The 6,669-nt window shown below is 59.8% G+C and carries 3 protein-coding genes; all 3 read left to right on the forward strand.

The window, feature by feature from the left end:
* Window positions 1–1,265: 1,265 nt before the first annotated feature.
* The 3 genes from J5441_01530 to mnmE all read left to right on the forward strand — a co-directional run bounded on the left by J5441_01530 (window position 1,266) and on the right by mnmE (window position 6,287).
* A complete protein-coding gene (locus J5441_01530) occupies window positions 1,266–3,248 on the forward strand; it encodes a DNA topoisomerase (protein ID MBO4933835.1) in 1,983 nt (660 codons plus the stop codon).
* 370 nt (window positions 3,249–3,618) lie between these two features.
* Complete coding sequence (locus tag J5441_01535; protein ID MBO4933836.1) at window positions 3,619–4,140, forward strand: hypothetical protein; 522 nt, start codon at window positions 3,619–3,621, stop codon at window positions 4,138–4,140.
* A gap of 770 nt (window positions 4,141–4,910) precedes the next feature.
* Window positions 4,911–6,287, forward strand: a complete 1,377-nt coding sequence (gene mnmE, locus J5441_01540; protein ID MBO4933837.1) for a tRNA uridine-5-carboxymethylaminomethyl(34) synthesis GTPase MnmE — start codon at window positions 4,911–4,913, stop codon at window positions 6,285–6,287.
* The last annotated feature ends 382 nt before the right edge of the window (window positions 6,288–6,669 follow it).

The raw sequence follows: 6,669 nt of genomic DNA on the forward strand, positions 1-6,669 counted from the left end.
CGAAGGATCTCACGCAGCGCAGCGGTCGGTTTGTCATCCTGAGCGGAGCGACCAACGGGAGCGCAGCCGAAGGATCTTAAAGACGAGCTATCCCTTTCAGCGCAACGCCGCGAAAGAAAGCCCCGCGTCGCCGCATTCGCCGACCGTAGGGACGAGCATTGCTCGTCCGGGGATTGACGCGAAAGCGCCGTGTAAGAAAACGAAACGTAACCCCCGTTTCCGACTACACACTTTACCGATAACACGACCGTTACCGACAAGATCCTTCGACTCCGGCTTCGCCTTCGCTCAGGATGACAACGTATGCGCTTACGTTCTGTCATTCCGAGCGCCGACGAGGAATCCCCTTTCCTGTGCAGCCGTCATCTTTCGGTGTGGGGTCCCTCGGGCTTCGCCCTCGGGATGACAGGCGCTTCCGCGCGCTCACACCGTAGGGGCGATTATCAATCGCCCGAAATACGTTCAAATCGCTGCCGCCGGTTTTCTATCCGCCAAAACGGTAAAAATCGCGCCGAATCTGTTTTAAGGCGCTTTTCGCGCGATATTAGCGCATAATACATAAATCTATTATATCACTTTTTTTCAAATGCGCAAGCGAAAACGCGAAATTTTCGCGCGAAAAATGCAAAAAAATTCTCATGTTTGAACATAAATATTACCGCGCACGCGCACGCGTGCGCGTAGACGGGCGTTTTCACGCCCTTTCCCCGCCCTTATCCGCGTCGGATTCTGTCGAATTATGCCGAACGGCTTTTGACGCGGGCGTTCGCGGGTACGTCATCCCGAGGGATCACACACCTTTTCCGGACGGCTGCATAAGGCGGGGGATCCTTCGACTTCGCGGCTTTCAGCCGCTCCGCTCAGGATGACGGGCTGTGCCCGTCATTTTTCACTTGACCTCGGCGGCGCGAAGTAGTATAATATATACTGTATAAGGGTATTCTGCGCCCGAATCGGCACAAGATATTGAGATTTCCGCGGGAGGCGGAAAAGCCTCCCCTGTGCAAGGGGAGGTGGATCGCCGAGGTGAAACCGAGGCGAGACGGAGGGGTTGTGCAATCAAGCGCTTGCTTTGAGGAAGCCGACAACCCCTCAGTCACGGACGGCGTACCGCCGTCCGTGACAGCTGTCTCGCCTGCGGGCTCGGTCAGGTCGCGGCTCTGACAGTCCACCGGACTGTCATTCACTACCGCGACCTCCGCTTCGCTACCTTACACAGGGGAGCCGGACGCGACTCCGTCAAATACTGAAAGGACGTATAAAAAATGGCGAAACCCGTTCAGAAAACATACGGCGACGACAGCATTACTTCGTTAAAAGGCGCGGACCGCGTCCGGAAACGCCCGGGCGTCATCTTCGGCTCGGACGGCATCGAGGGCTGTCAGCACGCCGTCTTCGAGATACTCTCCAACTCCATCGACGAGGCGCGCGAGGGGCACGGCAGCAAGATCATCGTCACGCGCTACCTCGATCACTCCGTAGAGATACAGGACTTCGGCCGCGGCATCCCGCTCGGCTGGAACGAGAAGGAGGGCAAGGACAACTGGGAGCTCGTCTTCTGCGAGCTCTACGCCGGCGGCAAGTACAAGAACGACGCGGGCGAAAACTACGAGTACTCCCTCGGCCTCAACGGCCTCGGCCTCTGCGCGACGCAGTACGCCTCCGAATTCATGGACGCGGAGGTCTATTCCGGCGGCATGAAATGGAACTTGTCCTTCCGCCGCGGCGAGCTTTACGGCGAAGTGCGCAAGGAGCCGACGACCTCGCGCAAGACCGGCACCCGCATCCACTGGCTGCCCGATCTGCAGGTCTTCACCGACATAAATATCCCGCTCGAATACTATACCGAAACGCTCAAGCGGCAGGCCGTCGTCAACAGCGGCGTCGTTTTCGTGCTGCGCAACGAGGTCGCGCGCGGGAAGTTCGAGGAGACCGAGTTCGTCTATGAGAACGGCATCACCGACTACGTCAGGGAGCTCGCCGGCGAAAATCCGCTCACGCCCGTCGCCTTCGCGGAAGGGGAGCGGCGCGGCCGCGACCGCGATGACATGGAGGACTACAAGGTCAAGCTCCAGACCGCGTTCTGCTTCAGCCGCACGGCGTCCGCGGCGGAGTATTACCACAACTCCAGCTGGCTCGAGCACGGCGGCTCGCCCGAAAAGGCGGTGCGCCTGGCGTTCACCTCCATGATCGACGGCTACGCCAGAAAGCAGGGCAAATACAACAAGAACGAGAGCAAGATAACCTTCCAGGACGTCGAGGACTGCCTCGTGATCGTCACCAACTCCTTCTCGACGCGGACTTCTTACGAAAACCAGACGAAAAAGTCCATCACCAACAAGTTCATCCAGGACGCGATGACCGAGTTCCTCAAGCATCAGCTCGAGGTCTACTTCATCGAGAACCCCAACGACGCCGAGCTCATCGCCAACCAGGTACTCGTCAACAAGCGCAGCCGCGAAAACGCCGAGAAGATGCGCCAGACGCTCAAAAAGGCGAACATTTCCACGATGGATTTCACCAACAAGGTCGAGAAGTTCGTCGACTGCCGCACCCGCGACAAGAGCGTGCGCGAGATATACATAGTCGAGGGCGACTCCGCGCTGACATCCTGCAAGCTCGCGCGCGACGCGGAGTTTCAGGCGATCATCCCCGTGAGAGGCAAGATACTCAACTGCCTCAAAGCCGACCTGCACCGCATCTTCGAGAGCCAGATCATCACCGATCTGCTGAAGGTCCTCGGCTGCGGCGCGGAGGTCAAGAGCGGCAAGAAGGAGGTCTCCTCCTTCGACCTCGATCGCCTCAACTGGAGCAAGGTCATCATCTGCACCGACGCCGACGTCGACGGCTACCAGATACGCACGCTGATACTCACGATGCTGTACCGCCTCGTGCCTACGCTCATCGAGAAGGGGCTCGTCTATATCGCCGAGTCGCCGCTCTACGAGATAAACGCGGACAAGACCTACTTCGCCTACACCGAGAAGGAGAAGCAGGACGTGCTCGACCGCATTCAGGGGCAGAAGTTCACGATACAGCGCTCCAAGGGGCTCGGCGAGAACGAGCCGGACATGATGTGGCTGACCACAATGAACCCCGAAACACGCCGTCTGATACGCGTTTCCACCGACGACGTCGCGGATATGGAGTATATGTTCAATACGCTGCTCGGCGACGACCTCGCCGAGAGGAAGGACTATATTTCCAGGTTCGGCAGCAGGTATCTGGATTTGACAGACGTAAGCTGAGCGTGCTTTGCACGCAGTGATATTGCCGGCTGCGCCGGCAGTGATATTATCGCTTCGCGACAGTGATATTGCGGCTTCGCCGCAGTGATATTGACGCTTTGCGTCAGTTAATGAGCAAATCGGCGGAGCCGATTTGAATATATTCGCCGCCTGCGGCGGCCTGCGTAGGGACGAGCATTGCTCGTCCGGAAACGGCGCAATTTGCGGAAGCGAGCGCGTTGCAGGGGCGATTATCAATCGTCCGCGGATTTACGCCCGGGCGCGGGAAACACGCTTTGAACCGAGCGTGAGCGTGACGCAATATAACAACAAACAGTATAATCGCCCTTATATTCTACCCTCGGTATAACTCCAAAAGGAGCTGAAACGTATGAATTACGACCTTATCACCATCCTGATCGTCGCGGGAGTCGCGGCGGTCGCGTTCCTGCCGACGATACCGCTGATGCTGCTGCCCTGCGTGCGTCGTCTGCGCGGCTGGGCGAAGGCGTGGATGTGGATCTTCGCCTGCGCCGTCTACCTGCTCAACGCGGGGCTCGTCGCCTGCTGGGCGGGGGACATAATCCAGAACCGCGGCGGAGACCTCTCCGTCATATCCTTTTACGCGTATATCGTGCTGTATCTGCTCGCGCCGGTATTCTACTCGGTATTTTTCCGCGAAGGCAAACGCTCGATAGTTTATCCCGCGATAATCACCTTCCTTGCGGCCGCGGGCGGGATCGCGCTCGGGCTCGTGCCGCTCCTCTACGGCATAAACAGCGAATTCAGCGCGCTGACGAAGGTGCTCGGCGTCGCGGGGATATTCGTGCCGCAGCTCGCGACGGCGGCGCTCTACAGCGTGATGATGACGCTTTCGTATAAGTATTACAAGAGCGGCGAAGCGGACTATTGATAAACGTGATTGTTCCACGTGGAACAATCACGTTTATCAGCTAAATTATCTCGCTTTCGCTCGATAGTTAAATTGATGCTTCGCATCAGCTAAATTGCGCCTTCGGCGCAGTGAAATTGACGCTGCGCCGCAGTTAAGGAGCAAATCGGCGCAGCCGATTTGAATTATTCAAATTGCCTGCGGCAATTTGTTCCTTCGCTGCGAGCGGAGCGATGCGAAGCATCGCGCCCGTAGGGACGAGCACCGCTCGTTCGTGCATTCTCGCACCCGCGCCGCGTTCGTCGGCCGTAGGGACGAGCATCGCTCGTCCGTGCATTCTCGCACTCGCGCCGCGTTCGTCGGCCGTAGGGACGAGCACCGCTCGTCCGTGCATTCTCGCACCCGCGCCGCCCTTTGTCATCCTGAGCGGAGCGACCGAAGGGAGCGCAGTCGAAGGATCTTAAAGACGAGCTGTCCTTTTCAACGCAACGCCGCGAAAGAAAGCATCACGCCGCGAAAGAAAACGAAGCGTAACCTCTGTTTCCGACTGCGCAGTTTTCCGATAACACGACCGTTACCTTCAGGATCCTTCGACTTCGTAACGCTGCGCGTTACTTCGCTCAGGATGACAATGTATGCGCTTACGTTCTGTCATTCCGAGCGCAGCGAGGAATCCCCTTCCCTGTGCAGCCGTCATCTTACGGTGTGGGATCCTTCAGCGGCTTCGCCGCTTCAGGATGACAGCGTCGGCGATCGATTCATTACCCGCGATATTCACTTCGGAGGAAACCATGACAACTCATTCCACCTACAATCCGGACGTCATCGCCGCGATCGCGACACCGCGAGGGAACGCGGCGATCGCCGTTATACGCGTAAGCGGCGAAGGCGCGATCGCGCTCTGCGACGGCGTTTTCGCGCCGAAGGCGGGCGCCCCGCTCGCTTCGCGTAAGGGCTGGACCTGCGCCCTCGGCGAAATCCGCGACGGAGACGAAACCGTCGATACCGTCGTAGCGACCGTCTACCGTGCGCCGAAATCCTACACCGGCGAGGACTGCGTCGAATTCGCCTGCCACGGCGGCGTTTTCGTCACCGAGCGGGTGCTCGAAACCCTGCTGAAGGCGGGCGCGAGGCAGGCGCGGGGCGGCGAATTCTCCAAACGCGCTTTCCTCAACGGGCGGCTCGGGCTGACCGAGGCGGAATCCGTCATGAGCGTCGTTTCCGCGCGCTCCGCGGAGGCGCTGAAGCTCGCCAACAGGCAGGCCGGAGGCGCGCTCGACCGCGGTCTGCGCGAGCTCCGCGACGCCGCGAACGAAATACTGATACACATATCCGCGGAGGCGGATTTTCCCGAAGAAGACATACCCGAGCTGCCGCGCGGCGAGGCGGTCGATAAGCTTTTCGACCTCTCCGACCGCTGTCTGAAGCTTGCCGGCACGTACGAGGGCGGGCTGGCGCTCACCGAGGGCGTCGACGCGGTCATCGCGGGGCGCGCCAACGTCGGCAAGTCCACGCTGATGAACCTGCTGGCCGGGCGCGAACGCAGCATAGTTTCCGACGTCCCCGGCACGACGCGCGACGTAGTGGAAAGCGCCGTCGTATGCGGCGGCGTGCTGCTGAAGCTCGCAGACACCGCGGGGCTCCGCGACGCGCCGGAGGAAATCGAGCGCAGAGGAGTTGAGCTTGCGAACGCGCGGCTGGACGCCGCTTCGCTGGTCATCGCCGTCTTCGACGGCTCGGAGGAGCTGAAGGACGAGGACTTCTCATTATTGAAAAGAGCGCCGCAGATCGCGGTGATAAACAAGTGCGACAAGCCGCGCGGGATGGATATTTCCCCGATAGAGGACGAATGCGCCTTCGTCGTGGAGATGTGCGCGAAGACCGGCGAAGGGCTGGACGCCCTCGCGGAGGCCGTCCGCGCGGTCACCGGCGCGGACGATTTCGACGACGCGGACGGGTGGTGCGCCTCCCTGCACCAGCGCGACTGCCTGCGGAAGGCGGGCGAGGGGCTCGCCGCGGCGGGACTCGCGCTGAAGCGCGGCTTCGAGGCGGATATCGCCGCCGTCGACCTTCGCGAAGCCGTCGCCGCGCTCGACGAGTGCGCCGGCAGGAACGTCGCCGACGACGTGATAGACGGGATATTCAGCACGTTCTGCGTGGGAAAGTAGCTCTCTGCGTTCCGATTGTTCCACGTGGAACAGGGCGAACGCGGGGCGTTCGCAGTGATATTGACGCTTCGCGTCAGTGATATTATCGCTTCGCGACAGTGATATTGACGCTTCGCGCCCGTAGGGACGAGCATTGCTCGTCCGTGCATTCTCGCACCCGCGCCGCCCTTTGTCATCCTGAGCGGAGCGATGCGAAGCATCGCGCAGTCGAAGGATCTTACAGACGAGCTATCCTTTTCAGCGCAACGCCGCGAAAGAAAACGAAGCGTAACCCCCGTTTCCGACTGCACACTTTTCCGATAACACGACCGTTACCTTCAAGATCCTTCGACTTCGTAACGCTGCGCGTTACTTCGCTCAGGATGACAACGTATGCGTTTAC

This window comes from Clostridia bacterium (genome assembly GCA_017620395.1).
Lineage (GTDB): Bacteria > Bacillota > Clostridia > Oscillospirales > RGIG8002 > RGIG8002.